The organism is Rhodanobacter sp. FW102-FHT14D06, assembly GCF_043950705.1.
Taxonomy (GTDB): Bacteria; Pseudomonadota; Gammaproteobacteria; order Xanthomonadales; family Rhodanobacteraceae; genus Rhodanobacter.
The window spans coordinates 333,300-355,795 of sequence record NZ_CP170722.1 but is presented as its reverse complement, the minus strand read 5'-3'; the positions used below and the strand labels follow the sequence as shown (position 1 = coordinate 355,795).

Annotated in this window: 43 protein-coding genes and 1 tRNA gene; 18 read left to right on the top strand and 26 right to left on the bottom strand. The window is 65.7% G+C overall.

Translation table 11 applies throughout. The annotated features are described in order from the left end of the window. The 3 genes from panE (at position 1) to ACFCQI_RS01885 (ending at position 1,866) form a co-directional block, all read left to right on the top strand. Entirely contained in the window at positions 1-936 is a 936-nt protein-coding gene (panE, locus tag ACFCQI_RS01895) for a 2-dehydropantoate 2-reductase (protein WP_395119692.1), read from the top strand. Positions 937-1,003: 67 nt separating this feature from the next. Further along, the gene (locus ACFCQI_RS01890) at positions 1,004-1,555 is read left to right on the top strand and encodes a GNAT family N-acetyltransferase (protein ID WP_395119691.1); all 552 of its coding nucleotides are present in this window, start codon (positions 1,004-1,006) and stop codon (positions 1,553-1,555) included. Then, positions 1,552-1,866 (top strand): non-heme iron oxygenase ferredoxin subunit, encoded by a 315-nt coding sequence (locus tag ACFCQI_RS01885; RefSeq protein WP_395119690.1) that lies wholly within the window; start codon positions 1,552-1,554, stop codon positions 1,864-1,866. The genes ACFCQI_RS01890 and ACFCQI_RS01885 overlap by 4 nt, the downstream gene beginning before the upstream one ends. 9 nt (positions 1,867-1,875) lie before the next feature. On the opposite strand, the gene ACFCQI_RS01880 is transcribed toward ACFCQI_RS01885, so the two are convergent. Beyond that, a complete protein-coding gene (locus ACFCQI_RS01880; protein WP_395119689.1) occupies positions 1,876-2,424 on the bottom strand; it encodes a GspH/FimT family pseudopilin in 549 nt (182 codons plus the stop codon). Positions 2,425-2,575: 151 nt separating this feature from the next. Between ACFCQI_RS01880 and uvrB the strand changes: the two genes are divergently transcribed. Together uvrB and ACFCQI_RS01870 are read left to right on the top strand one after the other, a co-directional pair. After that, the gene (gene uvrB / locus ACFCQI_RS01875) at positions 2,576-4,597 is read left to right on the top strand and encodes an excinuclease ABC subunit UvrB (RefSeq protein WP_395119688.1); all 2,022 of its coding nucleotides are present in this window, start codon (positions 2,576-2,578) and stop codon (positions 4,595-4,597) included. 75 nt (positions 4,598-4,672) lie between these two features. Continuing rightward, positions 4,673-4,747: transfer RNA gene (locus tag ACFCQI_RS01870), tRNA-Val, on the top strand. Between the two features lie 25 nt (positions 4,748-4,772). Here ACFCQI_RS01870 and ACFCQI_RS01865 read toward each other — a convergent pair. From ACFCQI_RS01865 to ACFCQI_RS01750, 24 genes are all read right to left on the bottom strand, one after another. After that, entirely contained in the window at positions 4,773-5,648 is an 876-nt protein-coding gene (locus ACFCQI_RS01865; protein ID WP_395121217.1) for a tyrosine-type recombinase/integrase, read from the bottom strand. A 62-nt stretch (positions 5,649-5,710) separates the two neighbouring features. Beyond that, the gene (locus ACFCQI_RS01860) at positions 5,711-5,953 is read right to left on the bottom strand and encodes a DNA-binding protein (protein ID WP_395121215.1); all 243 of its coding nucleotides are present in this window, start codon (positions 5,951-5,953) and stop codon (positions 5,711-5,713) included. Between the two features lie 86 nt (positions 5,954-6,039). Then, positions 6,040-6,384: a hypothetical protein gene (locus ACFCQI_RS01855; RefSeq protein WP_395119687.1), complete on the bottom strand. Its 345-nt coding sequence runs from the start codon at positions 6,382-6,384 to the stop codon at positions 6,040-6,042. A gap of 181 nt (positions 6,385-6,565) precedes the next feature. Then, positions 6,566-6,814, bottom strand: a complete 249-nt coding sequence (locus ACFCQI_RS01850) for a hypothetical protein (RefSeq protein ID WP_395119686.1) — start codon at positions 6,812-6,814, stop codon at positions 6,566-6,568. Then, positions 6,811-7,122: a hypothetical protein gene (locus tag ACFCQI_RS01845; RefSeq protein WP_395119685.1), complete on the bottom strand. Its 312-nt coding sequence runs from the start codon at positions 7,120-7,122 to the stop codon at positions 6,811-6,813. Before ACFCQI_RS01845 ends, ACFCQI_RS01850 begins: the two co-directional genes overlap by 4 nt. Continuing rightward, positions 7,119-7,370 carry a hypothetical protein gene (locus ACFCQI_RS01840; RefSeq protein WP_395119684.1) on the bottom strand — a complete coding sequence of 84 codons (252 nt, stop codon included), beginning with the start codon at positions 7,368-7,370 and terminating at the stop codon, positions 7,119-7,121. Before ACFCQI_RS01840 ends, ACFCQI_RS01845 begins: the two co-directional genes overlap by 4 nt. Beyond that, entirely contained in the window at positions 7,367-7,633 is a 267-nt protein-coding gene (locus ACFCQI_RS01835) for a hypothetical protein (protein WP_395119683.1), read from the bottom strand. The genes ACFCQI_RS01840 and ACFCQI_RS01835 overlap by 4 nt, the downstream gene beginning before the upstream one ends. Further along, positions 7,626-8,078, bottom strand: a complete 453-nt coding sequence (locus ACFCQI_RS01830; RefSeq protein WP_395119682.1) for a hypothetical protein — start codon at positions 8,076-8,078, stop codon at positions 7,626-7,628. The genes ACFCQI_RS01835 and ACFCQI_RS01830 overlap by 8 nt, the downstream gene beginning before the upstream one ends. A 2-nt stretch (positions 8,079-8,080) precedes the next feature. Next, positions 8,081-8,731, bottom strand: a complete 651-nt coding sequence (locus tag ACFCQI_RS01825; RefSeq protein ID WP_395119681.1) for a hypothetical protein — start codon at positions 8,729-8,731, stop codon at positions 8,081-8,083. Positions 8,732-8,766: 35 nt separating this feature from the next. Next, positions 8,767-9,474, bottom strand: a complete 708-nt coding sequence (locus tag ACFCQI_RS01820) for a hypothetical protein (RefSeq protein ID WP_395119680.1) — start codon at positions 9,472-9,474, stop codon at positions 8,767-8,769. After that, the gene (locus tag ACFCQI_RS01815) at positions 9,471-9,683 is read right to left on the bottom strand and encodes a hypothetical protein (protein WP_395119679.1); all 213 of its coding nucleotides are present in this window, start codon (positions 9,681-9,683) and stop codon (positions 9,471-9,473) included. The genes ACFCQI_RS01820 and ACFCQI_RS01815 overlap by 4 nt, the downstream gene beginning before the upstream one ends. A 163-nt stretch (positions 9,684-9,846) precedes the next feature. Next, positions 9,847-10,902 (bottom strand): recombination protein RecT, encoded by a 1,056-nt coding sequence (recT, locus tag ACFCQI_RS01810; protein WP_395119678.1) that lies wholly within the window; start codon positions 10,900-10,902, stop codon positions 9,847-9,849. Between the two features lie 27 nt (positions 10,903-10,929). Continuing rightward, positions 10,930-11,772 (bottom strand): YqaJ viral recombinase family protein, encoded by an 843-nt coding sequence (locus ACFCQI_RS01805; protein WP_395119677.1) that lies wholly within the window; start codon positions 11,770-11,772, stop codon positions 10,930-10,932. After that, entirely contained in the window at positions 11,769-12,029 is a 261-nt protein-coding gene (locus ACFCQI_RS01800) for a hypothetical protein (RefSeq protein ID WP_395119676.1), read from the bottom strand. Before ACFCQI_RS01800 ends, ACFCQI_RS01805 begins: the two co-directional genes overlap by 4 nt. Beyond that, positions 12,026-13,225, bottom strand: a complete 1,200-nt coding sequence (locus tag ACFCQI_RS01795) for a hypothetical protein (RefSeq protein ID WP_395119675.1) — start codon at positions 13,223-13,225, stop codon at positions 12,026-12,028. Before ACFCQI_RS01795 ends, ACFCQI_RS01800 begins: the two co-directional genes overlap by 4 nt. Before the next feature lie 60 nt (positions 13,226-13,285). Beyond that, positions 13,286-13,483, bottom strand: coding sequence for a hypothetical protein (locus tag ACFCQI_RS01790; protein WP_395119674.1), 198 nt, complete (start codon positions 13,481-13,483; stop codon positions 13,286-13,288). After that, a complete protein-coding gene (locus ACFCQI_RS01785; protein ID WP_395119673.1) occupies positions 13,474-13,680 on the bottom strand; it encodes a hypothetical protein in 207 nt (68 codons plus the stop codon). Before ACFCQI_RS01785 ends, ACFCQI_RS01790 begins: the two co-directional genes overlap by 10 nt. Then, positions 13,677-14,039, bottom strand: coding sequence for a hypothetical protein (locus ACFCQI_RS01780; protein ID WP_395119672.1), 363 nt, complete (start codon positions 14,037-14,039; stop codon positions 13,677-13,679). The genes ACFCQI_RS01785 and ACFCQI_RS01780 overlap by 4 nt, the downstream gene beginning before the upstream one ends. After that, positions 14,036-14,299 (bottom strand): hypothetical protein, encoded by a 264-nt coding sequence (locus tag ACFCQI_RS01775; RefSeq protein ID WP_395119671.1) that lies wholly within the window; start codon positions 14,297-14,299, stop codon positions 14,036-14,038. The genes ACFCQI_RS01780 and ACFCQI_RS01775 overlap by 4 nt, the downstream gene beginning before the upstream one ends. Beyond that, a complete protein-coding gene (locus ACFCQI_RS01770) occupies positions 14,296-14,658 on the bottom strand; it encodes a hypothetical protein (RefSeq protein WP_395119670.1) in 363 nt (120 codons plus the stop codon). Before ACFCQI_RS01770 ends, ACFCQI_RS01775 begins: the two co-directional genes overlap by 4 nt. Next, positions 14,655-14,855 (bottom strand): hypothetical protein, encoded by a 201-nt coding sequence (locus ACFCQI_RS01765; protein ID WP_395119669.1) that lies wholly within the window; start codon positions 14,853-14,855, stop codon positions 14,655-14,657. The genes ACFCQI_RS01770 and ACFCQI_RS01765 overlap by 4 nt, the downstream gene beginning before the upstream one ends. Before the next feature lie 392 nt (positions 14,856-15,247). Further along, entirely contained in the window at positions 15,248-15,559 is a 312-nt protein-coding gene (locus ACFCQI_RS01760) for a hypothetical protein (RefSeq protein ID WP_395119668.1), read from the bottom strand. 15 nt (positions 15,560-15,574) lie between these two features. Next, the gene (locus ACFCQI_RS01755; RefSeq protein ID WP_395119667.1) at positions 15,575-15,952 is read right to left on the bottom strand and encodes a hypothetical protein; all 378 of its coding nucleotides are present in this window, start codon (positions 15,950-15,952) and stop codon (positions 15,575-15,577) included. 35 nt (positions 15,953-15,987) lie between these two features. Next, positions 15,988-16,485, bottom strand: a complete 498-nt coding sequence (locus ACFCQI_RS01750; RefSeq protein ID WP_395119666.1) for a helix-turn-helix domain-containing protein — start codon at positions 16,483-16,485, stop codon at positions 15,988-15,990. Between the two features lie 83 nt (positions 16,486-16,568). Here ACFCQI_RS01750 and ACFCQI_RS01745 point away from each other — a divergent pair, with 83 nt between their 5' ends. After that, a complete protein-coding gene (locus tag ACFCQI_RS01745) occupies positions 16,569-16,820 on the top strand; it encodes a transcriptional regulator (protein WP_395119665.1) in 252 nt (83 codons plus the stop codon). Positions 16,821-16,936: 116 nt separating this feature from the next. Here the strand turns inward: ACFCQI_RS01745 and ACFCQI_RS01740 are convergent, their stop codons facing one another. Next, a complete protein-coding gene (locus ACFCQI_RS01740; RefSeq protein ID WP_395119664.1) occupies positions 16,937-17,209 on the bottom strand; it encodes a hypothetical protein in 273 nt (90 codons plus the stop codon). Positions 17,210-17,311: 102 nt separating this feature from the next. On the opposite strand from ACFCQI_RS01740, the gene ACFCQI_RS01735 reads away from it, so the two are divergent. Genes ACFCQI_RS01735 through ACFCQI_RS01680 form a run of 12 tightly spaced genes read left to right on the top strand, consistent with a single transcriptional unit; the run spans position 17,312 to position 22,475 of the window. Then, a complete protein-coding gene (locus ACFCQI_RS01735) occupies positions 17,312-17,620 on the top strand; it encodes a CII family transcriptional regulator (protein WP_395119663.1) in 309 nt (102 codons plus the stop codon). Then, positions 17,617-17,793 (top strand): hypothetical protein, encoded by a 177-nt coding sequence (locus ACFCQI_RS01730; RefSeq protein WP_395119662.1) that lies wholly within the window; start codon positions 17,617-17,619, stop codon positions 17,791-17,793. The genes ACFCQI_RS01735 and ACFCQI_RS01730 overlap by 4 nt, the downstream gene beginning before the upstream one ends. A gap of 5 nt (positions 17,794-17,798) precedes the next feature. After that, on the top strand, positions 17,799-17,996 hold the full coding sequence (locus ACFCQI_RS01725; RefSeq protein ID WP_395119661.1) for a hypothetical protein: 198 nt from the start codon (positions 17,799-17,801) through the stop codon (positions 17,994-17,996). Further along, entirely contained in the window at positions 17,989-18,276 is a 288-nt protein-coding gene (locus tag ACFCQI_RS01720) for an HNH endonuclease (protein WP_395119660.1), read from the top strand. The genes ACFCQI_RS01725 and ACFCQI_RS01720 overlap by 8 nt, the downstream gene beginning before the upstream one ends. Then, entirely contained in the window at positions 18,276-19,088 is an 813-nt protein-coding gene (locus ACFCQI_RS01715) for a hypothetical protein (RefSeq protein WP_395119659.1), read from the top strand. The genes ACFCQI_RS01720 and ACFCQI_RS01715 overlap by 1 nt, the downstream gene beginning before the upstream one ends. Then, complete coding sequence (locus ACFCQI_RS01710; protein ID WP_395119658.1) at positions 19,085-20,407, top strand: replicative DNA helicase; 1,323 nt, start codon at positions 19,085-19,087, stop codon at positions 20,405-20,407. The genes ACFCQI_RS01715 and ACFCQI_RS01710 overlap by 4 nt, the downstream gene beginning before the upstream one ends. 1 nt (position 20,408) lies before the next feature. Then, positions 20,409-20,720, top strand: a complete 312-nt coding sequence (locus ACFCQI_RS01705; RefSeq protein WP_395119657.1) for a hypothetical protein — start codon at positions 20,409-20,411, stop codon at positions 20,718-20,720. Further along, positions 20,717-21,250, top strand: a complete 534-nt coding sequence (locus tag ACFCQI_RS01700; RefSeq protein ID WP_395119656.1) for a RusA family crossover junction endodeoxyribonuclease — start codon at positions 20,717-20,719, stop codon at positions 21,248-21,250. The genes ACFCQI_RS01705 and ACFCQI_RS01700 overlap by 4 nt, the downstream gene beginning before the upstream one ends. Further along, on the top strand, positions 21,247-21,561 hold the full coding sequence (locus tag ACFCQI_RS01695) for a DUF3307 domain-containing protein (protein WP_395119655.1): 315 nt from the start codon (positions 21,247-21,249) through the stop codon (positions 21,559-21,561). The genes ACFCQI_RS01700 and ACFCQI_RS01695 overlap by 4 nt, the downstream gene beginning before the upstream one ends. Further along, on the top strand, positions 21,561-21,746 hold the full coding sequence (locus ACFCQI_RS01690) for a hypothetical protein (RefSeq protein WP_395119654.1): 186 nt from the start codon (positions 21,561-21,563) through the stop codon (positions 21,744-21,746). Before ACFCQI_RS01695 ends, ACFCQI_RS01690 begins: the two co-directional genes overlap by 1 nt. Beyond that, positions 21,739-21,960 (top strand): hypothetical protein, encoded by a 222-nt coding sequence (locus tag ACFCQI_RS01685; protein ID WP_395119653.1) that lies wholly within the window; start codon positions 21,739-21,741, stop codon positions 21,958-21,960. Before ACFCQI_RS01690 ends, ACFCQI_RS01685 begins: the two co-directional genes overlap by 8 nt. After that, positions 21,957-22,475 carry a hypothetical protein gene (locus ACFCQI_RS01680; protein ID WP_395119652.1) on the top strand — a complete coding sequence of 173 codons (519 nt, stop codon included), beginning with the start codon at positions 21,957-21,959 and terminating at the stop codon, positions 22,473-22,475. Before ACFCQI_RS01685 ends, ACFCQI_RS01680 begins: the two co-directional genes overlap by 4 nt. Positions 22,476-22,496: the final 21 nt, after the last annotated feature.

Sequence of the window (22,496 nt, the reverse complement as noted above, 5' to 3'; positions counted from 1 at the left end):
ATGCGTGTGCTGGTCGTGGGCGCCGGGGCTACCGGCGGCTATTTTGGCGGTCGCCTGCTGCAGCACGGGCGCGATGTGACCTTCCTGGTGCGTGAGGGTCGCGCGCGGCAGCTGGCGCAGCACGGCCTGGTCATCCGCAGCGCGGCCGGCGACGTCGACCTGCCCGCACCGCCGACCGTGCTGGCAAGTGCACTGTGCGAGCCGTTCGACCTGATTCTGCTCAGCTGCAAGGCCTACGGCCTGGAGCAGGCGATGGCCGACATCGCTCCGGCCGTGGGCGAGCGCACCACCGTGCTGCCATTGCTCAACGGCATGCGCCATCTCGACCTGCTGGATCACCGCTTCGGTGCCGAGCGCGTCTTTGGCGGCCAATGCGCCATTTCCGCCACGCTCGACGCGCAAGGAGCCGTGCAGCATCTCAACCGGCTTCACAGCCTCACCTTCGGCGAGCGCGACGGCAGCGCGTCCGCGCGCATGCAGGCGATCACCGAAATGCTGGGCCAGGCCGGTTTCGACGCGCGACCCAGCGACGCGATCGTGCAGGAGATGTGGGACAAATGGTTTTTCCTGACCTCGCTGGCCGGCATCACCTGCCTGATGCGCGGGGCGATCGGCGAGATCGAGGCCGCACCCGGCGGTCGCGCGGCGGCGCTCGCCCTGCTGGAGGAATGCCGCGCGACGGCGGCAGCGGCCGGTCATGCGCCGGACGAGCGTGTGCTGGAACGGGCGCGCGGCATGCTGACCGAGCCGGGTTCGCGCCTCGAAGCCTCCATGCTGCGCGACCTGCGCCAGGGCCATCCGATCGAGGCCGACCACGTGGTGGGCGACATGCTTGCGCGCGCGCGGCAGGCGCAGTTGCCGGCCACGATGCTGGAACTCGTCCATGCGCACCTCAAGGTCTACGAGGTCCGTCGGCTGGCCACCCCGTCGGCATGAGTCGATCCGGCGTGCGCGCTTGCTGCAGATCATGGCCGGCCGGCACGTCGCGCATTACCATGCGCGGATGACAGAGCCACGCGCCCCCGTCGCATTTCGCACCGCCCGCGCGGCGGACGTCCCTGCCATCGTCGCGCTGGTCGAATCGGCTTATCGCGGCGAATCGGGCTTGCGCGGCTGGACCACCGAATCCCACCTGCTCGACGGCCAGCGCACCGACGCGGCCGATGTCGAGGCGTTGATCGCGCGGCCGGACAGCTGCGTGCTGCTGGCGCTCCGCGACGGTGCGCTGGTGGCGAGCTGCCACGTCGAGCGGCAAGCTGCGGCCGGCTATTTCGGCATGTTCGCGGTTGACCCGGCGGAGCAGGGCCACGGCCTGGGCAAGCAGGTGCTGGCCCAGGCCGAACGCATCGCGCGCGAACAGTGGCATTGCAGCGCGATGCGCATGACGGTGATCGTGCAGCGCGAAGAGCTGATCGCCTGGTATGGCCGGCGCGGCTACCGGCGCACCGGCGAACGGCAGCCGTTCCCGTACGGCAACGAGCGTTTCGGCATTCCGCGTCGCGCCGACCTGTGTTTCGAGGTGCTGGTCAAGGAGTTCACCGAGGTGCTTGCATGAACGGATGGATCAGGGTCGGCACGCGCAGCGATTTCCTGCCCGGCGAATACAAGGTGGTGTGGGACGGCGACACGTCGATCGCCGTGTACAACATCGACGGCGCGCTGTATGCGGTCGAGGACACCTGCACCCACGATGGCGGCGAACTGGCTGGCGGCGAAGTGTTCGGATTCGAGGTGGAATGCCCGCGCCACGGCGCGCGCTTCGACCTGCGCACCGGTGCGGTGACCAGGCCGCCGGCGTATGTTCCGATCGCCAGCTTTCCGGTGCGCGAGGAAGACGGCGCGATCTGGACGCGCGACGACCGCTGACTTCGCGCGTCAGCCGCCTTGTTGGCAGCGCGCGGCCTGTGCGGCTGTGGCCGGCGCCCCGCGCACCCGGCCGGCATTGGACACCACCACGCTGAGCGCCTGGTTGTCCCGCCCCGGCTCGCAGAACAGCAAGGTCAGGTTGCTGCCGCCGGCACTGCCGTCAGGCTGGAAACGCACCTCGTGGCGGCCATTGCTGCTGGTGATGCGCAGACCCAGATCGTAGGCCGTCCCGGTGCGGGCGGGTTGGCCATCGGGCTGGTGATCGCCGTCGAGGTCCTGTCCGAGCAGCCAGCCATGTTCCCAGCGGTTGTCTTCGCTGCATCGGCTGCCATCCGCACTGGGGCAGAACAGCGTGCGTTTGCCGGTGATCGCCGCGGTGCTGCGCGTGTGTCGCAAGGCGGCGATGAAGTCGCTTTGCGCCGCCTGCAGTCGATTGCGGCTCAACACATGGTGCAGCGGCGGCAACGCGATGCCGGTCAGAATGCCGGCGATGGCCAGTACCATCACTTGTTCGATCAGGCTGAAACCGCGGTTCGCTTTCCATGGCGTCGTCGTCATCTCGCATCCTGCGCTGTGCCGGAACCGGCATGCTAGGACGATGGCCCGTGCCAGCCAGCAGCCCGATGCCGCCCGCGGCGTCGGACTCTGCTGACGCGGCATGTCAGCAGGCCGGATTTAAAATGTGCCGTCCCGCCCACATCTGCAGCTGATGACCGACCGCTTCCAACTCGCCGCCCCCTACCAGCCCGCCGGCGACCAGCCGCAGGCGATCCAGCGCCTGGCCGAGGGTTTCGAGGCCGGCCTGGCCGCGCAGACCCTGCTCGGCGTGACCGGCTCGGGCAAGACCTACACCATCGCGAACGTGATCGAGCGCATCCAGCGCCCGACCATCGTGATGGCGCCGAACAAGACGCTGGCCGCGCAGCTGTACGGCGAGTTCAGGGAGTTCTTCCCGCACAATGCGGTGGAGTACTTCGTCAGCTACTACGACTACTACCAGCCGGAAGCCTATGTGGTGGCGTCGGACACCTTCATCGAGAAGGATGCCTCGATCAACGAGCACATCGAGCAGATGCGGCTGTCGGCGACCAAGGCGCTGCTGTCGCGCCGCGATTCGATCATCGTGGCCACCGTCTCGGCGATCTACGGCCTGGGCAATCCGGAGGACTACCTGTCACTGCGCCTGATCCTGGCCACCGGCGAGCGCATCGACCAGCGCAAGCTGATCCACCAGCTGACCGAGCTGCAGTACACCCGCAACGAAACGGAGCTGCGCCGCGGCACCTATCGCGTGCGCGGCGAGATCGTCGACGTGTTCCCGGCCGAGTCGGAGACCGAGGCGCTGCGCATCGAGCTGTTCGATGGCGAAGTGGAGAAGATGGCGCTGTTCGATCCGCTCACCGGCGAGACGATCCGCAAGGTGCAGCGCTATACCGTCTACCCGCGCACGCACTACGCCAGCACGCGCGAGAGCGTGCTCAACGCGATCGAGACGATCAAGGTCGAACTGAAGGACCGGCTGGAATATCTGTACAGGGAGAACAAGCTGGTCGAGGCGCAGCGACTGGAGCAGCGCACCCGCTTCGACCTGGAGATGATGGCCGAGGTCGGCTACTGCCAGGGCATCGAGAACTACTCGCGCCACCTGACCCGCCGCGCGCCGGGCGAGCCGCCGCCGACCCTGTTCGACTACCTGCCGGCCGACGGCCTGCTGGTGGTGGACGAGTCGCACGTCACCGTGCCGCAGCTGGGCGCGATGTACAAGGGCGACCGCTCACGCAAGGAGACCCTGGTGGAGTTCGGTTTCCGCCTGCCCTCGGCGATGGACAACCGGCCGCTGCGCTTCGAGGAATGGGAGGAGCGCGTGCCGCGGGCGATCTACGTCTCCGCCACGCCGCGCGATTACGAACTGCACAAATCCGGCGATGCGGTGACCGAGCTGGTGGTGCGCCCGACCGGCCTGGTCGACCCGGAAGTCGAGGTGCGCCCGGTGCGCACCCAGGTCGACGACCTGCTCAGCGAGGTGCACAAGCGCGTGGCGATGGGCGACCGCGTACTGGTCACCACGCTGACCAAGCGCATGGCCGAGAACCTCACCGAGTACCTGTCCGAGCACGACGTGAAGGTGCGTTACCTGCACTCGGACATCGAGACGGTGGAGCGCAGCGAGATCATCCGCGACCTGCGCCTGGGCGAGTTCGACGTGCTGGTCGGCATCAACCTGCTGCGCGAGGGCCTGGACATGCCCGAGGTATCACTGGTGGCGATCCTCGACGCGGACAAGGAGGGCTTCCTGCGTTCCACCGGCTCGCTGATCCAGACCATCGGCCGCGCTGCCCGCAACGTGCGCGGCAAGGCGATCCTGTACGCCGACAACGTCACCCGCTCGATGCAGGCGGCGATGGACGAGACCGCCCGCCGCCGCGAGAAGCAGATCGTCTTCAACGAGGTGCACGGCATCACCCCGAAAACCGTGGTGCGGCGCATCGCCGACATCATGGAGGGCGCGCGCAGCGAGGTCGGCAACCGGCGTGGCGGCAAGACGCGCACCCGCGACCGCGCGGTGGCCGAGCAGGGCGCCGATTACGCCGGTCTCGGCGCGGCGCAGGCGGCTGCCCTGCTGAAGAAGCTGGAGGCGCAGATGTACAAGCACGCCCAGAACCTGGAGTTCGAGGACGCCGCCCGGCTGCGCGACCAGATCCACCAGTTGCGCGAGCAGGCCCTGCGCTGAGCCGGGCGGCGGGATATTGTCGGGCGCCGTCGGCTCCCGTATACTGCGCGGCTCGCACGGCCTGGCCGTGGCGACGGGCGGTTAGCTCAGCGGTAGAGCACTACCTTGACATGGTAGGGGTCACAAGTTCGATCCTTGTACCGCCCACCAATTATATCAAGCACTTAGGCCACCTTCAATGGGTGGTCTTTTTGCTTTCTAGCACGCAACTAACACGCAGCGCGGTCATGTATCCGTCGATGGCTGCCGCGGCTTGGCCTAGGTAGTCGGGCCGATACCGCGCATAGACTTCCGTCTTGCCGCTGTACGCCTTGTGCCCGAGAAACCCCTGTATCTCCGCCTCTGGCACGCCAGACGCGCGCAGGTGCGTCGCCATCGTGTGTCGGATGACCTTGGGCACGGTTCCGGGCGGGAGGCCCGCAGCGGTCCGCATTTTGCGCCAGGCGGTCTTGAAGCTGGCAATCTCTCTGCCGCGCCACTGCACCAGCGGACCGTCGCTCGCCTGCTCGATCCACGGCAACAGGAAGTCGCAGATGGGCACCGTGGGACGGTACTTCTTGGTCTGGCGCCGGCCGGGCGGATTCTGGATCAGTAGACGCCGGTCCAGGTCGGCGAACGATCGGTGCATGCCCAGGATCGCCTCCGGGCGGGCCAGCGTGCCGTAGGCGAGCGCGAGGTACATCCGTTCATGCGGCGATTCGGCGGCACCCCACAAGGCCGCGGATTCCTCGACGGATAGCGTCTGCTCGCGGGCTTCACCGTCCTGCCACGGGATGATGAACGGGACGGTATCAATCTCGCCCTCGCGGTAGGCGCGGTTCAGCGCCGACTTGCCCACGGTCAGGACGCGCTTCACGTACCCATCGGACAGCGGCGGCTTGCGCTTGGCTTTGAGCCACTCGGCGAACTCGCGCTGCCTTGCCGGCGTCACTTCCGCCACGGTGGCGCCGCAGAAGAAATCCGACCAGTAGGCCAGCGCAATGCGGGCCATTTCAGCCGATGCCGATGCTTCGGCGTGCTGCTGGTAATAGCGGACCAAGACAAGCTCCAGCGCCGTGTCGTGCGCCTCCTGTTTGCCTACCCGCCCATACTTGGCGAACCACTCCCACAGCTTTAATTTTGCGGCTTGAAGATCGTCTGTGCCAAGCGATGCGCGTCGCGTCTGCCGAGTGTTGGCGTCGTACCACGTGCGGCACCACTGCGCGGAGCCTGGCCGCTTGGTGAGCCAGTAGTCGCCGATTTCGCCGGTACGTTCCTGCATGACTCCAGATACTCATTCAAGATCGCGTCGGTATAGCGGATGATGCGCTGCCCGATGCGGTAGGGGTGGATGCGGCCAGCCACTCGCTCGCGCATCAGTGACGCCTTGCTGATTCCCAAGCGTACTGCAGCCTCGGCTTCGGTGAACCGTTCCTCCGCGTCCACGATGTGCGGATTTGGGCTCATGCAACGCTCCTCAGTGACTCGAACAGGTCGCCTTGCGGCTCGCGCGGAGCCTTCGCCACGATGTGCAAGGCGTCCCCGTTAGAGCGGTACTGCCAAGGTCTGCACGTGCTGCGCAGGGTGAAATAGTGGTAGTGCGCTTCCTGCTGGTACGGTGGCGGCAGGGCGCAAGCGACGTGGACATAGGGCGGGCCCTTTTCTTGCGCCCAGTCCTCGTCGTCCAACTCGATGACACGGACGACGGTCATCGGGCCAATGCCGCCGCCGAACATCATCCAGTCCTCGTCAGGGCGGCTCATGTATCCGCGGCTCCAATGGCGCACCTTGTCGCCGACCTCGATCATGCGAACAACTCCCCTTGCGTCGTCTCCCGCATCGCCGCCGCCTCGCGCCGGTACTTCGCCGCCCAGTCCAGGTAATCCCAGAAGCTGTGCCAGTACCACGGGAGCGTGGCAGCACGGAGCCGACAAACGCGGGCTTGTGCGAGGTAGACGCGGGCCAAGTGGAGTTTGAAGGCGCGGTCGCTCACACCACCCCCATCAACGCCAGATCCACGTCGTCCACGCTGTTGCGCAACTGGTGCCGCGCAATGTTCAGCTCGTCGGCAATCTCCGCCCGGCCAGCATCGCCCGGGAAGTTGCGCAGCACCGCGTGCACGGCTCCGCGTTGATCGCGCCGGTACAGCCGGTACAGAACGCTGCCTGAGTCCTGCGGGATGCGCGCCCAGCAGAAGCGGTTGCGGTTATGGGGCATGCGGCGTGTGAAGGGCTTCATTCCTCCACCTCCCCGCTATCGAAGCCCCATTCGGTCATGAGTTCGGATGCGCGATTCGTGATGTTGTCGCACGTCTGCCGTGCCATACTCGCCGACTTGCAATCAAGCGAATTCCCACTTTCCGGGAACACGCTTTCTGGGTAGTAGCCGCGCACCTCTCCTATCGCCTGCATCAGCGCGTTGGCGCACAAGGTGTCGTGATCCAGCGAACGGGCAAGATAATCCTCTCCCTGTGTCGCCGGGTGATAAGCGACTCCCGGCAGAACTGTTCCGTCATCTTCGCGTGCTACATACGTCCTGAGTCTCATTCCCCATCCTCCCGCTCGTCCTCGACCCTCAGTTCAAGGAACTTCGCCCCGCGAGCGTCATAGACGCGAACGCTGTGGTTGTCGTCGTCGGTCCACTCCACCGCTCCAAATGGCACGGATTCCGATCCCGTCCCGAAGGAAAGATGGTGCACTGCGACCGCATACGCGATGTCTCGCAGGCACGCCTCCACGCGATCGGGTGGAATCTTTACGAGGTCGCCGATGGCGTCGATTCTGTACGCGATCATTCCCCATCCTCCCGCGCGCTGTTGTGCATGTCCACACGCGTCGGATCAAGCGTGCGCAAATGATCCAGCAGCCAAGCGAAGTCGATGGCGTAGCAGCGCGTCCCGGAAGAGTTAGGCATATCCACTGCAACACTTACGATGTCGCGGTCACCTCTTCGCGCATCCAGGAAGAGCGCAATGCGCTGTCCACTGTCGTCCGAGACGACTAAGGCATCCTTGTAGATACCGAAGTCGTAGTCACCGCGAAACTCTGCTTCAATCATGGCTTCCATCCTCCCGCGCGCTGTTGTGCAGGTAGGCGGCGATCTTCTCGCCAAGCGAAAGCGCCTCGCCCCATGAAAGCTGGTCAACGCTTTGCGACTGCATGAAGGCGTAGCACCCCCGCAGCAGCGCATCCGCCGCAGCGAGCCGGGATTGCAGCTCGTCGCGCTCATTCCGCAGCGCATGCCATCCCGCTTCGGTGCCGGCGTCTAGTTGCGCTTGCAACCTCTCGTTCTCCGCCTCCAGCTCGCCCAGGCGGGCGCGGATGGTCGTTAGTTCTGACTCTTGGTCACGGGCGAGCGGCGCAAGCTTTTGGTGTACGGCTTCGTAATACCCGGCTTGGGCGCTGGTGCTAAAACCGGGGTGCGCCTGCATCACCTGTTCAATCAGGGCATCCACACACGGCGACCTTGAATCCGCCACCGCCTTACTCACGTTCTCGTCCATCGTCATTCCTCGGGCTGGGGCGGGGTCTGCACAAACACTTGGTAATCTCCGTCCGGCAAGTCGCCCGCGTAATCGAAGTCCGTGTTGAGCATCGAATCAATGCCCTTCCACCGCTGCAGCGTGAGCGTGCCAACGCGAGTCCACCCCTCCGCCTGCGCGTTGCCGATGGCGCGGGTGAGCTTCTCTCCGAGTTGATAACAGGGCTCTGCATCTAGTCCCGTTTCATCTGTGCATTGCAGTTGCGCAATTACCTCCCGGATCGCCCCTACATCCACCGCCTGCGCATCTACTAAATACTGCGCTCGTGCAATCAGCTGTGTATGCCATGACATGTCGTCCATGTCTGGATCGCGAACTTCGCCTAAGCGTTCGGCGATCTGGAATATGGCGTCTTGCAAGGCATCCACCGCCTGCGCTGGCTGGGCGAGGTGGGCGTCGATGGCGTCGGCGGCCGCTTTGTGACGAGCCGCTCCCGCCGAGAGTGAGCCCGCTTTTGCTAACAGCACCTCCATTTTGCGATGCCAGTCCCGTACCTGCTCAAGCGTCATCTTCTCGGCCATGTCACTCTCCTTCGGCTGACGGATCATTTCGGCCGTGATCGCCCATCGGCATCCCTCGGTGTGACAGATGAAACCGGGGCTGATGTAGGGCATCTGCGCGCACCGGGCGCATGGCTTGGGTTGCATGGTCACTCTCCCTCGGGCTGGGTGGGTTGTTGGACGGCGATAACTTTCAGCTCCATCGCCGCACCTACGGGCGCATTGAACGCATCGACGTTGGCCCACCGTTCGACCAATGAACGCGGTACGGGTATGCATCCATCCGGCACCCCGGCGGGTGACAGTGGCGCGTACCCACCAGCCTTGCCCTGCACTGTCCGCAAGTCCAGCACGTAGTCCCGCATTTCCGTCTTGTTGAGGCGCGGGCGCTCGCCGTCGATGATTGCCTGCAGGTCATCAGCCATCTGCGCCAACGTCGCCACCGCCTCACCCTGGCCCTGCGCGGCGAGGGCATTCGTGCAACCCAACCCGTTGTCGTCTAGTCCATCACACACGGCGTCGGCTGCCCGTCCGCATGCTGTGCAGCGCTCGGGTTTCACCTCATCCTGCGCGGCGAGGGCGGCAGATAGGGCGACGCGCATCGGCTCGCGCATGAGATCGACCGCGCCGGCAAGCAGGTGAAGGTCTGCGGCGATGTACGCGAGACACGCTCGCTCCACCATCTCATCCCCCACCCGCCCGCTGTCGGCTGGCTTGCTCAGGGTGTCGGCGTAGGCGCGCAACGCCGCAGCTGCACGATTCAGAACAATATTTTCTTCGAGCGTAATTGGGGCCACCAGCTCATCCAAATTCGTGGCTATTTTCCGCACTTCCTCGGCGGTGAATTTCTGGGTCATGGCGCGGCTCCGGCAGCCGTCAATGCGATCACGGCCTGTTTGCGGAAGTCCTCGCTGTAGAACTTCCAGTTATCCTCGTTATCCACTCCGCAGACGTCCGATGCGTCTTTGCAAAGCGCGCGGGCGGCACGGGTGATCTGCGCATCACTCCACGCCCGTTCGCGGATCGGCGTTTCGGGTTGCGGGCAGTTCGGGATGGGGCCGGTCATGGGTGGCGCTCCAGTGGGAAAGGGTGGCCGGTTACGCCGGCCGGGCGTGTTGGGATGGGTGCCGGTTACGTCATCCGGCGCTGGTGGATCCCTGCGGCTACCCGGACAAGGCCGGGAATGGTTCCGCAGGGGCAGAGCAGCCGTTCGCCGCTTCAGGGTTCGGTTACTCGCTGAACTTCCCGGACGCGACCACGCCCAGGTCATACAGCGGCTTGCGCTCGCTCTCCGGCAACAGACTGATCAGATCGACCGCGGCATCGAGCGCGTCCTTGTCGGTGGCGTTCGCGATGGCGTCGTGGATCTCCTGCGCGGAGATGTCGGGGCCGGTTTCGACGCGCTGCGGCTCGTCGCCGGTGGGCTGCTCGTCGTGCGTCTCGACGCGGTAGTCGCCGTCGATGACCAGCGCGTTGTGCTGCGACAGGCCGGCATCGGCTTGCTCGTCCAGGCCCACGGCGCGCTGGATCTCGATCGAGACCGGCAGGTACTTGAACAACTGGCGGATGACGGTCTTCTTCGCCATCTCGTCGAAGTGGTTCGACCACGGGCTATCGACCGCCTTCTTGTACTTCTCCGCCGACTTCACTGCGGCCTGATAGCCCTGGCTGCCGTCGCGGGTCTGCTCGACCTTCGCCCGGCTCATGACCTCGAACTGCACGCCGCCGCCGACCAGCTTGGCGACGGCATAGACATGGGTCATCTCGCCGGGGTCGGTGCCTTCGTACGGGACATGCTCCAGCGTCTCGTCCAGACCGAACGTGTAGCTGAATTTGTCCTTCGCATAGACGATGCGCGCCGACAGGCTGACGATTTGGCCGGAGCGGCGGGCGAGGTCGATCATGCCGCGGTAGCCGATGATCAGTTGCACCTCGGTGCCGATCACGCGCCACTCGCCGCCGACCTTGCCGCGCTTGTCGAACGGGATCAGGTAGGCGTGGCCCAGCGCGCCGCCCGGCTCCAGGCCCAGCGCCGCCACCTGCATGATCGCGCCGAGAAAGCTGGTCTGGTCGCACTGTGCCAGCTTCGGCACCTTGCGAATCTCGGTCAGTGCGATGCGCGCCAGCCGGTCGGCCGTCATGTGCTTGGGCAAGGCGAGCGCCATCTGTGCCTTGATCTTCGGATCAGTGAGCAGGTGGGCGAGGGTCTTGTGGCTGGGGTCATTGGTAGCGACGGCGGTGCCGGTGGACTGGCCTTGTACGGCTTGCTTGAGTGTCTGTGCCATGTGGTGGTGCTCCGGTTATAGATCGGGTTATTTTTTGAGGTTGAAAACGCGCACGCCGTCGCTGCGAGGCTTCCAGGTGGCGATAGCGATGCCGCCGGCGGTGAGGGTCGTGGCGTCGCGCATGAAGCCCTTGACCTTGAATTCCTCCACGGCCTTCTGCGCCTCCAGCAACTTGATGCGCTGGCGAAGGGCGTGCAGCTCGGTCATGGCCAGTTGCGTCTCGGTGTCGGCCTCGACGGCTCGGCCGGTGCCGCGCGGGTACAGGCGCAGCAGATCCTCGACATTGGTCGGCGGCGGCGGGCGGCGCGGCAGGACGTGGTACTTCCAGAACCGCTCGGCCTGGGCGCGAATCTCGGCGATCAGTTCGTCGTCGCGCTCCACGCGGTACACCAGGTGCTTGTCGAAGCCGACCATGGCCTGCACGTAGCATTGCGGAGCCGGCTTGACGCCCATACCCCACATCGCCTGCGCGGTGACGTACAGCGGCGGCTCTTCGCCGGCATCGGGATCGCCCCACGCGCCGACCGCGTTCGGGTGCACACTCTTCGTTTCCCCGTTGCTGCCGTCTTCGGGCTCGAAGTCGATCTCGGCCCGCGCCCACTCGAACTCGGCATCCTGATAGCGGACATTCGTGCGAACCACCTGTAGGCCGGTGCGACGCGTGAACTTCTTGGCCAGCCACGGCTCCAGGTCGCGGCGGTCCTCGAAGAACTCGGCCTTCTCCGGCGTCAGCTCGTCCTGCAGCTCATTGACTATCAGCAGGTATTCGTCGAGCGGCGTGCGGAACGGCGACAGGCCGAGGATGCCGGCGATGTTGCCGCCGCCGATGTAGCCGCGGGTTTCCGAAAGCGGGGCGAGCTGGGCGTTCATGTGCCAATAACCCCGTGAGCACGCTCCATCGACTGGCGAGCCACTTCTTCGCCGGGATGCTCTTCCTCGGAATCTTCCCTTTCGGCGAGCATGGCGTCGGCCATGCGGTAAGCATTCCACGCGACCTGTCCTTCGACGCTTCGGCCAGCCTGTTCCGCCGCTTCAATCAACGCGTCGCAAGGTTCGCCGGGAACGCCGCAAGTGATTAGTTCGGCGTGCATCGCGGCTTTTGCGAAATCGTCGCGCAGCGTGTTCATACCCGAGCCTCCCGCTTCGTGCGATTCACCGTCACAGCCTTGGCGGTGCGGTTCTCGTCGTTCGACAGCGCGACGCGGAGGTCGTCGATCAGATTCCAAAGCCCCCCGATCGGCGTGGCGTCGGTGACCTCGTAATCGACAACCGCCTGCGCCGCTTCCCGCAGCCCAAGGTTCGCCAGCCGATCCGCCTCGGCCTTCTTCGCCGCCGCCTCGCGCTCGCGCTTGAGCTGTGCGGCCTGCTCATCCAGCTTGCGCTGCTCGGCGGCCTGGCGCTCGCGCTCGGCGTGCAGGACGGCTTCATCCTGCTCACGCTGGATACGATCAGCCTCGGCCTGCTCGGCGCGGATGCGATCCTGTTCCTCGCGCTCGATGCGGTCAGCTTCCTCGCGCTCGGCACGGGCAACACGATCCAGCTCGGCCTGTGCCTCGATCTCCCGCTGGCGCTTTTCGGCAGCCTCCCGCGCGATCCGGCCAGCTTCCTCGGCGGCAGCCTTGCGCTCACGCTCGACGCGCTCGGCCTCGGCCTCGTCGATCAGCCGCTGCTGCTCGGCCATCTTCACGCGCATGGCTTCCATCTCGGCGTCGCGCTCGGCCTGGCGCTTCTTCTCCGCGTCAGCCTCCTGCTGCGCCGCCAGCAAGTCCTGCACGCGCGCCACGGCGGCGGTGAGGGCATCGGTAGCCGTGAGGTAGTCGGCGCCCAGCTCGGCCTCGTCCAGCGTGGTCTCGCGCAGCTTCGCGAGCTGGCCCGCGATGATCACGGACGGCTTGCCGACCAGTGAGGCCGGCACGTCGCGGATGGCCTGGATCTTCTTCTGGATCGCTTCGACGCGCAGGCGCTCGGCTTCGAGCTTCGCCAGCCGTTCGGCTTCCGCCCGCGCCTCCTCGGCCTTGATCTGCACGTCGATCGGCTCCTCCAGCGCGACCAGCTCGGCAGTGATCCGCTTGGCCTCGTCGTCGATCAACCGGCAGCGCTCCAGCGCCGGCGCCTTGATCTCCTTGCGGGTCTTCTCCAGCGACGTGCGCAGCGTGCGCAGCTCGGCGCGGGCCTCCTTCGCGGCCTTCATCTCCTTCGGCTTCGCGACGTCGTAGACGACGCCCTGGTGACGCTGGCGAAGGTCGGCCAGGGCGGCGGCGGTCTCGCTGTACTCCGCGATCTGCGTCAGGTTGCTACCGGCGGTCTTTTCGGTGGTGTCCATTTCGATTCCTTGCGTGAATAGGTGCGCAGACAGCCGCTGCGCTCGGTGTTGAGCCGGCGACTAGGGGGAATCGCTGGCTGGCGCGCGCTCGGGAGGTAGCGCGTGGGTAGTGGGATCGGACGTGGCACGGATGCGCGGCTTGCTCGGCCGGCGGTGATAGCCGGCACCGAAGTACTTGGCCGCCCATGCGGCGACGCGCTCGTCATTCGTGGGGACGCGGATCGACTCTGCCGCTTGCGTGGCGTGGATCAGGAACATGGCGCGACCTCCGAAGAAGGATCGCCGGCCCCGGCAAGACCAGGGGATGGAATCAGCAGCGCGTCTCTCGACGGGCTGGCCGGGGCAGGCGAAGGGGTGAGCGGGACGATGCGCAACATGCGCGCCAGTTCGGCGCAGACGGCGCTGCGTTCCGCTTCGGATTCGTAGCAGGCGAGGTCCGAATAACCGGCCATCACGCGACTCTCCGCGCTTCGGCGGCAGCGATGTTCTGCTCGACGATGGACGGGCCCAGCGGCTCGACGATCGCGGCGATCCGCGCGCGCATGGCTTCGCGCTGGCGCTTGTGCCACAGGTCGGTGCGACGCATAGTCCAGCGCGGGAACTCCGCGCAGAGCATCATCCGCGTCTGCCGGTCGATGAAGCCGTACGGGCGCGCGTAGGCGTGTCCGGGGAGTCGGGCGACGCACGCCTGCACCCATTGCTGCGCGCGCTCACGGTCCTGCCACGTGGTGTACGGGTCGCGTGGCAGCAGGTCGCGGGCGCGAATGGCGCGGCGCGCGTCGTGGCGGCGCTGGTAGTAGTCGGCGCGGGTCATGCGGCACCGCCGACGTTGGCGAGTGCGGTTCGGATTCGGCCCGCAACATCGTCCAGTTCCGTGGAGCCGTAGGCCGAGTTGAAATCGTTGACGTATTGCAGCCCGAGGGTCGCCGCCTCGATCAGCTCGGCCACGGCCGCGCTCGCCTTCGCAAGCTCATCAGCCACTTGACCGGCCTGCTTCCGCGTCAACCACGGCGCGTCACGCAAGCCGATAGCGTGGTACTGAAGCACCGCCAGCACATTCACCGGCGCGCTCATTTCGCCCCCCAGATCGCCGCGAGAAACCGCATCCCGGCATCCGTGCACAGCCACAGCGTCGCGCCCATGACGGCGCACCATGCGAGACCGATCAGCAGCAGCTGGCGGCGGGTCAGCGGGGGCGGCGTGACGTTGCTGTGCCGGCGCTCGAAGCTCGCACGCTCGGCGCACCGGGCGGCATATTCGCGACGCGCCTGATAGCGGGCGGCACGGGCTTCCTCGGCGGCGCGCTTCGCCGCGAGCAGCCGCTCCAGCTCGATCTGCGCCTTCCGGGCGGCATCGGCTCCGCGCTGGGCGGACGTGTAGGCGGCGATCGCGCGGCGCTGAGCGAGGGTCTGGACGGGGTGCGGGGTGCTCATGCCGCCACCTCGACCGGATCGGCAGCATCAGCCGCGCGCTTGGCCATGCTCGCGCGCCACATCGACGCGGCGGCCGATACCGCGGTCTCTGCGCCGGCATAGAACCCGGTGCGCATCAAGCACTCTTGCGTGCGCAGGTCGACGACTTCACCGCGAAAGTCGCGGCCTACCTGTGTTGCTACGAACGTGACGTCCATCGTTGTCTCCCGTGGCCTGGTGGCTTGGGGAGAGCATCACATATCGTGTTTTATCTTGTCAACACAAATTGTGATTTATTTTCGCAGAGCCACAAAAAGCCCGCCGGAGCGGGCTGGGGGATCATCGGTGCGACTTTCGCCAGGCTCGTACTTCGTCGTCGCTTACGTCGGCCGGGAAGCACTTCGGTGCCGCCCCTCCCGGCTTGCTGTAGGCGCTTCGGCCACCGCATCGGCGGCCACTGCGCATCGTGCTGTAGGGGCAGGCGCACACCCCGGGGTAGCGCGCGATCGACTGCTCGATGATCGTTTGCCGCACCTGGGCGTCGGTCAATGCAGGAGCGGCGAGGGCGCTCGATGCCAGCCACGAGACTCCGAGCGCCCACGCCAACCGATCAATGCCCACGTTCCGGGCTGGCATATGGGTCTTTCGTGCCCGCCTTGCCGTTGTACGGATTGACGTTGGGCCTGCTCGTCCAGTTGTCGACCCGCGTCCGGTTTGGCGCGGTCTGCATGTGCGGCAACACGTAGCGGCCGGACTTGTTGACGTAGCCGCGATGGTAGACCGGCCCCAGCTTTGGTGCCTTGTAGGCCTTCGGCGTGTACGTGTGCACCCTGGGCGCGCGATAGCTGTTCCGAGCGATCGACGCGGTTGTTGTCGCAAGGGCAGCGCAGGCCGCGAGTGCAACGAAAAATGTCCGTTTCATCTGGTATTCCCCCTGTTATTCGCAGTCGCCATCAGCGTCGGAGACCGCGGTTTCTAACTCATCGTGCGCATCACGCACTTCGCTGAATTGGGTGTCGCAGCTGTCGCTGTAGTCGTGTTGCGATGCGCATTGAGCGAGATCCCTCGACGAGGACTCGAGCTCGTTGGCGGCATCGCACACGGCCTGGCACTTGTGCGAATTACTGCTGCAGCTTGAGCGGATGGCGCGCGCGATCAGCAGCACCTGTTGCCGCTCCTGGGGCGTGAGGCTCTCCATGCTTCGTTGCCCGGTCGCCACGGATTGGTACAACTGCGCAGCGTGCTGGTGGTCCGCTTGCTGCGCAGTCGCCTGGCTGCACAGAACGAACATCAACGCCAAAAGCGCCCATCTCATGAGTTTTCCCCTTGCTGTCTCCGACAGCCCGAATGTTAGCTTTTACCGGCGCGCTTCCGAGTCGATCCTCGATCAACGCCACCAACCTGCACACCATCGCTTCGTCCATCTTCTGCCCCCTTGATTGAGACCACGTCCGCCACTCTCTCGACGAGATCGGCTTGGCTTATGGCTCGGGGCATTCGCTCTCGAATGCGGTAGGCCGCGATGAAGATGGTTGCGTCCGCTTCGCCGGCGGCGTCGAAAATGACACCGCGCCTGGCATAGACGATGCGTAGCGCCGAGACCGTTTCGGCGATCATTGTTGGGTTGAGTCGCAGTGTCTGCGATTCCCCGAACAGCTGGCCGACGCTCACGCCCAAAGCGCTGGCGATCATCGGAAGTTCGTCAGGCTTGGGCTGCCGCGCCTTGGGTTGGCTGGATTCGTAATTCCCGATTCGGCTCTGGCCCGAGTAGCCGCACGCATGCGCCAGCTGCTCCTGGGTCAGGCCGGCGGCGATCCGGAGTCTTTTCAGGTTCTGAGCGAAGGTCATGCCGCATTGATTCACCGCGGCGCGCCGCCGTCTAACACGATTGGTGTTGACTCGTGAAACACAAAACGTGATGATCGGACCCCATGAACCCTCTCGATAAAGCAATCACCCATGTGGGCGGCGTCACGGCGTTGGCCGAACAGCTCGGCGTCCGCCAGTCCGCCGTAAGCAACTGGCGCAAGCGTGGCGACAGGCCGCGCGTACCCGCCGAGCGCTGCATCGCGATCGAGCAAGCCACTGACGGCGCCGTCACGCGCTACGAGCTGCGGCCCGATGTTTTCGGCGAGCCACAGGCCAGGCCGACAGAGCAGGGCGACGCCCAAGAGGTGGCCTGACGTGGGCCTCCGCACACGTCTGCGCGATTGGCTCAACGCGCCCACGGCGGAGGAGCGCGCCGAACGGGACGTGTTCCGCAAGGCGCTGAAAGCCTTCATGGCGGCTGATTCCGCACCTATTGACTGGGATCGCCTGTTGCCACGCGGAAGGCGCGGGACCAGCGGGCCATTCGACCCGCCAGAATCGTCTGGTACTCCGGAAATGTCGGGGGACCCTCGAAAGCCTGATCCACCGGCAACAGGTGGATGCGCTCCCATACCCCGCGCGCCAGATCCGGCGCCGGATGCGTCTGTATGAGCGCCTCCAGTACATGCTCGATGGCATCCAGTCGCGCCGCGGCGATCGCGTGCAGCGTGTCGTGGTCGCGTAGCCATTTCTCGTTTTCCATGAAGCCCTCCGGTGGTGAGTCTGGTTGCTTGGCAGCTCCAGCTTACCGCCGGGCGGGCTTCGCCTTTCACGCCGTGAATGTCCATCCCGTCGAGGCTGCAGCATGACGACCGATACGGCCCGCAACATCGAGACGACGATATTGCGGGCGCTTGCGGAGCGCGGGCAGCGGGAGACCGCCGAAGGCTCCGGATTGACCACAACGCGGCTTTCGCGCTGGAAGAAGGACGACGGCAACGGGGGTGGCTTGCACCTGCCGATCGTGGCCGCGGTGCTGGCTGAGCTGGGCCTGGCCGTCGTCGACACCAACGACAACGAAATGATCACTGTGCCGCGCGAGGAGTACGAGGCGCTGCGCACGCTCGCGCGTGTCGCGGTGACTCGGCCACGCGGCGAGAGGAGGGGCGAATGAACATCATCGACCACGGCCACGACGATCCGATCCCCTTCGAGCTGTCCGAATCGGACCGTGCGATCGCAGACCAGTGCAAGCACGCGATCGCCGAACAGCGCTACTACCTCAACACACGCGACCGGCTGCAGCAGCGGCGGCGGGACGAGCACAAACAGGGCGGTGCGGCATGAACCCGATGCAGCGATTCCGTGACTGGCAGAACGAGCGGCGCATCCGGCGCCTGGCGGACAAGCTCAAGGCGGCCCACGCGGCCGGTGATCGGATCCTTGCGCGCTTCTACTGGCGGCTGATGGTCGACGCAATCAACACGCGGTCGGCAAGGCAGATCGAACGGATGGATCGCCACATCATGGAGCGCATCCGCAATGCGTGACTACTGGACGGATCACCACGGCAAGCGCTGGGTTGTTCCTCAGATTCTTGGTCGACTGAAGCCTGGCAAGTGCCCAGGGCACGCCGCGCTGCGTGAGTTTGTCATTCATCGCGACAGCGGGAAGTGCCGCGATTGCGGATCAACTGACGTGCGTCGCCTGGTCGCCGATCACATTCTTTCGCGCCGGAACGGTGGTAGCCACCACCCCGACAACCTCCAGTGCCTCTGTCAGTCGTGCAACGCGCGCAAATCGGTCCTTGTGGACAGGAGGGCCTGCTGATGGCCCGCATTCGATCGATCAAGCCCGAGTTCTGGTCATCCGAGCAGGTGATGGAGTGCTCGCCGACCGCTCGGCTACTTTTCATCGGGCTCTGGAATTTCTGTGATGACGCCGGGAATCACTCGCTGAGCGTCCGCACGATCAAGGCCGAAATCTTCCCTGGAGACGATATCGACTCGTCGAGTATTCGCGGAATGCTCGACGAGTTGTCGTCGAATGGATTGATCGTTTTTTATTCCAGTGAAAACAAGGACTTTCTGCACGTCACTGGCTGGCAACACCAGCGTATCGACAAGCCGACGTTCAAACATCCGCCATACCGTCCCGAAAATTCAGCGATGCCTCGTCGAACGGTCGACGACTCCTCGACCCCGGAGAGGAGAGGAGAGGAGAGGAGGGGAGAGGAAGGGAAGGGAGAGGAGTGTGAGGGGAACCATTCGCCGGGTGACCTGCTCGGCGGCGAGGATGGCGGCGGCGAACTGACGGACGAGGTCGGGATCGTGGTGGCGACGTACAACGCCACGCTGCCCGACTGCCAGTCCGTCCAGGTCCTGAACCCGAAGCGCCGCAAGCGCATTCTGGCCGTCTGCAAGCTCGCCCGGAAGGTCTGCCGACAGCAGGGCTGGCCGTACACCCCTGAGGGTTTCTGGACCGCGTACTGGACCGAGTGCAGCGGTGACGATTGGCTCGCCGGCCGCAAGAAGAACCCGAATAATTCAACCTGGAAGCAGAACATCGACGTGCTGCTTGAGGAGGACAGGTTCGCGAAGGTGATGGACCAGGCTATCGGTGCGATGCGAGGTGACGCGTGAGCGACGCCACACACGCCGAGGGCGCCGTACTGGGCGCCTGTCTCTGCAGCGCTGACGCCTACTGGCGCGTCGCCGATCTGCTCACGCCGGACGACTTCGCCGGCACCGGCCACCGGAAGCTCTACGCGCTGATCACGAAGCTGGCCCGCGAGGAATCCCCGTTCGACGCGGTGACCATCGGCGACCTCGTGCCGCAGCTCGGCGCGCTGGCCCTCGACCTGGCCACCGGTGACGGTTGGCGAACGGCGAACGTCCGCGCCTACGCCGACCGCGTGGCCAGTGCCGCTGTCGCACGTCGCGTGAAGCTCGCCGGGCAGCAGATCGCACGGCTTGACGGCCCCGACGTACTCGGCCAGGCGCAGCAGCTCATGGGCGCCTGCCTGCCGCGGCACATCGGCCAGGTGAAGCACATCCGCGAGTACATCCGCGCGTCGGTGATGGAGCTGCAGCGTCGCGCGGACGCCAACGGCGCGATGACCGGCATCCCGACCAGCATCAAGGGCCTGGACGACCTCACCAGCGGCTGGCAGGACGGCGACCTGATCGTGCTGGCCGCTCGCCCGTCCGTGGGCAAGACCGCTCTCGTGATCCAGTCGCTGATCAACGCCTGCCGCCACGGCAAGCACGTGCTGTTCGACTCGCTGGAGATGACCGGGGTAAAGGTCGCGGACCGTGCCCAGGCCCACGTCGCGCAGGTCAACCTCGCCGGCATGAAGCGACCTGAGTTGTTCGACAACGCCGACTTCGGCGCGCTACTCAACGCCGGCGCAGAAATCGCCGAGATGTCCCTGCACATCGACGAGACCCCCGGCATCACCGTCGAAGCGCTCTGCGCGCGAGCCCGGCAGTTGCACGCGACGCAGCATCTCGACCTGATCGCCATCGACTACCTCACACAGATGACGCCGCCGAGCGGCAAGAACCTTTCCACGGCCGATGCACTGCAGATCATCACGCGGGCGCTCAAGGCGCTGGCCAAGGAGCTGAACCTGCCGGTGATCCTGCTGAGCCAGCTCAACCGCGACGGCGAGGGCCATCGTCCGACGCTCAAGGCCCTGCGCGACTCCGGCGCGATCGAGCAGGACGCCGACGTGGTGATCTTCCTGCACCGGCCCAACCCCGAGAAGCGCGAGCACCTGGTCCTGATCGTCGAAAAGCAACGCGACGGCGAAACGGGCGACATTCACCTGCACGCGAACTACCGCCACCAGCGATTCACCGAGATTGATGAACCCATGGAGCCGGCGCGTCCAAGTCAGGGTTTCCGCGGATTCGGCAAACGCGCGAACGCTGGCGGCTGGAACGGATACGAGGACTGATATGACCGGCCCGAAACACCACCGCCCCCACGCCGAAAACGTGCCCATCGGCTGGCTGTCCCGCCGCGGCAACGGCTGCGCGATGGCGGCGCGCAAGATCGTGGATCTGCTGATCGAGCATGCCGCCGTGCTGGTCGTTGTCGCGGATACCGGCGAGACCTACGCGCTCGATCCGTGTGGCATCCGGGCCTGCGAGGTCGAGCGCAAGCAGCCCGGCTGGATGGTCGGGACGTACGCGACCGGCATGGAGCGGGGCGTGATTCTGGCCGATCTGCAGGAGCGGGCTGCGGAGCTGCGGAGCGACGCGGCATGAACGCGCCTCAGATCAGGACCGAGCAGGTTTCCGCCAGCTTCGCGCGCGACGAGATTCTGCGGCCCCAAAGCGTCACACTCGTTCTGCCGTACCCGATCAGCGCGAACCGCTACTGGGCGACGCGCATCATCACGCCGAAGGGCTCGCGTCGGCAGATGGCGCTCACGTACGTCACACCGGAGGCGAAGCAGTACCGCGAGGACTGCGCGAAGCTCGCGATCGCCGCCGGCGTGCGTCCGCTGGCTGGCCGCGTCTGCATCGAGCTGCAGCTGTACCCGCACCGTCCGCTCGACTGGGCGAAGCGTGCGCGCAAGGATCCCGACTACTGGGCCGACACGGTGCAGTGCATCGACCTGGGCAACTGCGAAAAAGTGCTGAGCGACGCGCTCAACGGCATCGCCTGGGCGGACGACAAGCAGCACCACCGGATCGTGAAGGACCGCATGGAGCCCGACGAGCACGGCGCCCGCGTGGTGGTGACGATCTCGCCGATCGTGCGCGAAGCGATCGCACCGGAGCTATTCCCATGATCCTTTTCCTGCTGATTGCTGCGCACGCGCTGGCCGATTACCCACTGCAAGGAGACTTCCTTGCAGCCAACAAGGCGCGCACCGGCCCGAACTACGTGCCGTGGTGGCAAGCGTTACTCGCTCATGCATTCATCCACGGCGGCTTTGTTGCCGTCATAACTGGCGTGTGGTGGCTTGGCGCACTGGAGGTGGCGATCCATGCAGTCACCGATCACCTGAAGTGCGAGAGCCGGATCGGCATCAACACCGATCAGGCCATCCACGTCGCCTGCAAGCTCACATGGGCGGCGATCGCGCTGGGGTTGTTCTGATGCCGTCGATCAAGCCCGAGGTCTGCATCATCGGCGACAAGCTCGCCGTGTTCATGGGTGCCGATTACAAGCTGATGCCGCTGGACGTGGCCGACAAGCACGTCCGGGCGATGCAGGGGAAGCTGGCCGAGCTTCGGCGAAAGCTGAAGCGGGAAGCGCGGGCCGAGAAAGCCGCGCATGGATGAGCCGTACTCCCGCCCCGAACGCTCCGCCGAGTTCGCCATTGCGCGCCGGCATCTGGCCGAGGTCTACCGCGATCCCTGTGCGCATTGCGTGCATCGCCAGGTCGCGTTTGGCAAGGCCTTCTGCCCCACCTTAGGCCGCACCTTTCCACGCTGCACCCGCACGCCGGGGTTGCAGTTCGAACCCGATCACGACACGCTCAAGGGGGCCTCATGACGACCAGCGAACTCTTCGGCAAGGACCGCCCGATGCTGATGGAACGGCTGGGCCGACTGCTCGGTTCAACCACCTTCAAGACGCCCGAATCCGGCGGAGGATCGCCCTTCAGCTCCCGCAAGCTGACCGCCGAGGCCGAAATGCTGCTGGCGCTCAAGCTCGCACAGACGCACCCGGGCGACGTCGGGCCGTGGATCGTCTACAGCATCGCCCTGCAGATCGACGATCGGCAGCGGGACATCGTGACGTGGCTTGCGCGCAAGCTGGCCGCGGGCACCGGTGTGCTGGGCAAGCGCAACGCCAACCGACTGATGATCGCCGCGCTGGACGCCTACCGGCTCGCGATTCACGGCGTCGAGCCGCAGCGGCCCAGGACTCGCCCCGTCGACTATCTGGCGCTGGTCAACATCGGCGCCGGCTGGTTGTGGATCAAGTGCGAGAACGCGATCGACCGCGCGGAGTTCGCCCGCCACGCCGACAGCGAACCACTTGACGTCAAGGGGGCAATCGCGTAGTTTCCGCCACAAGCACAGTTA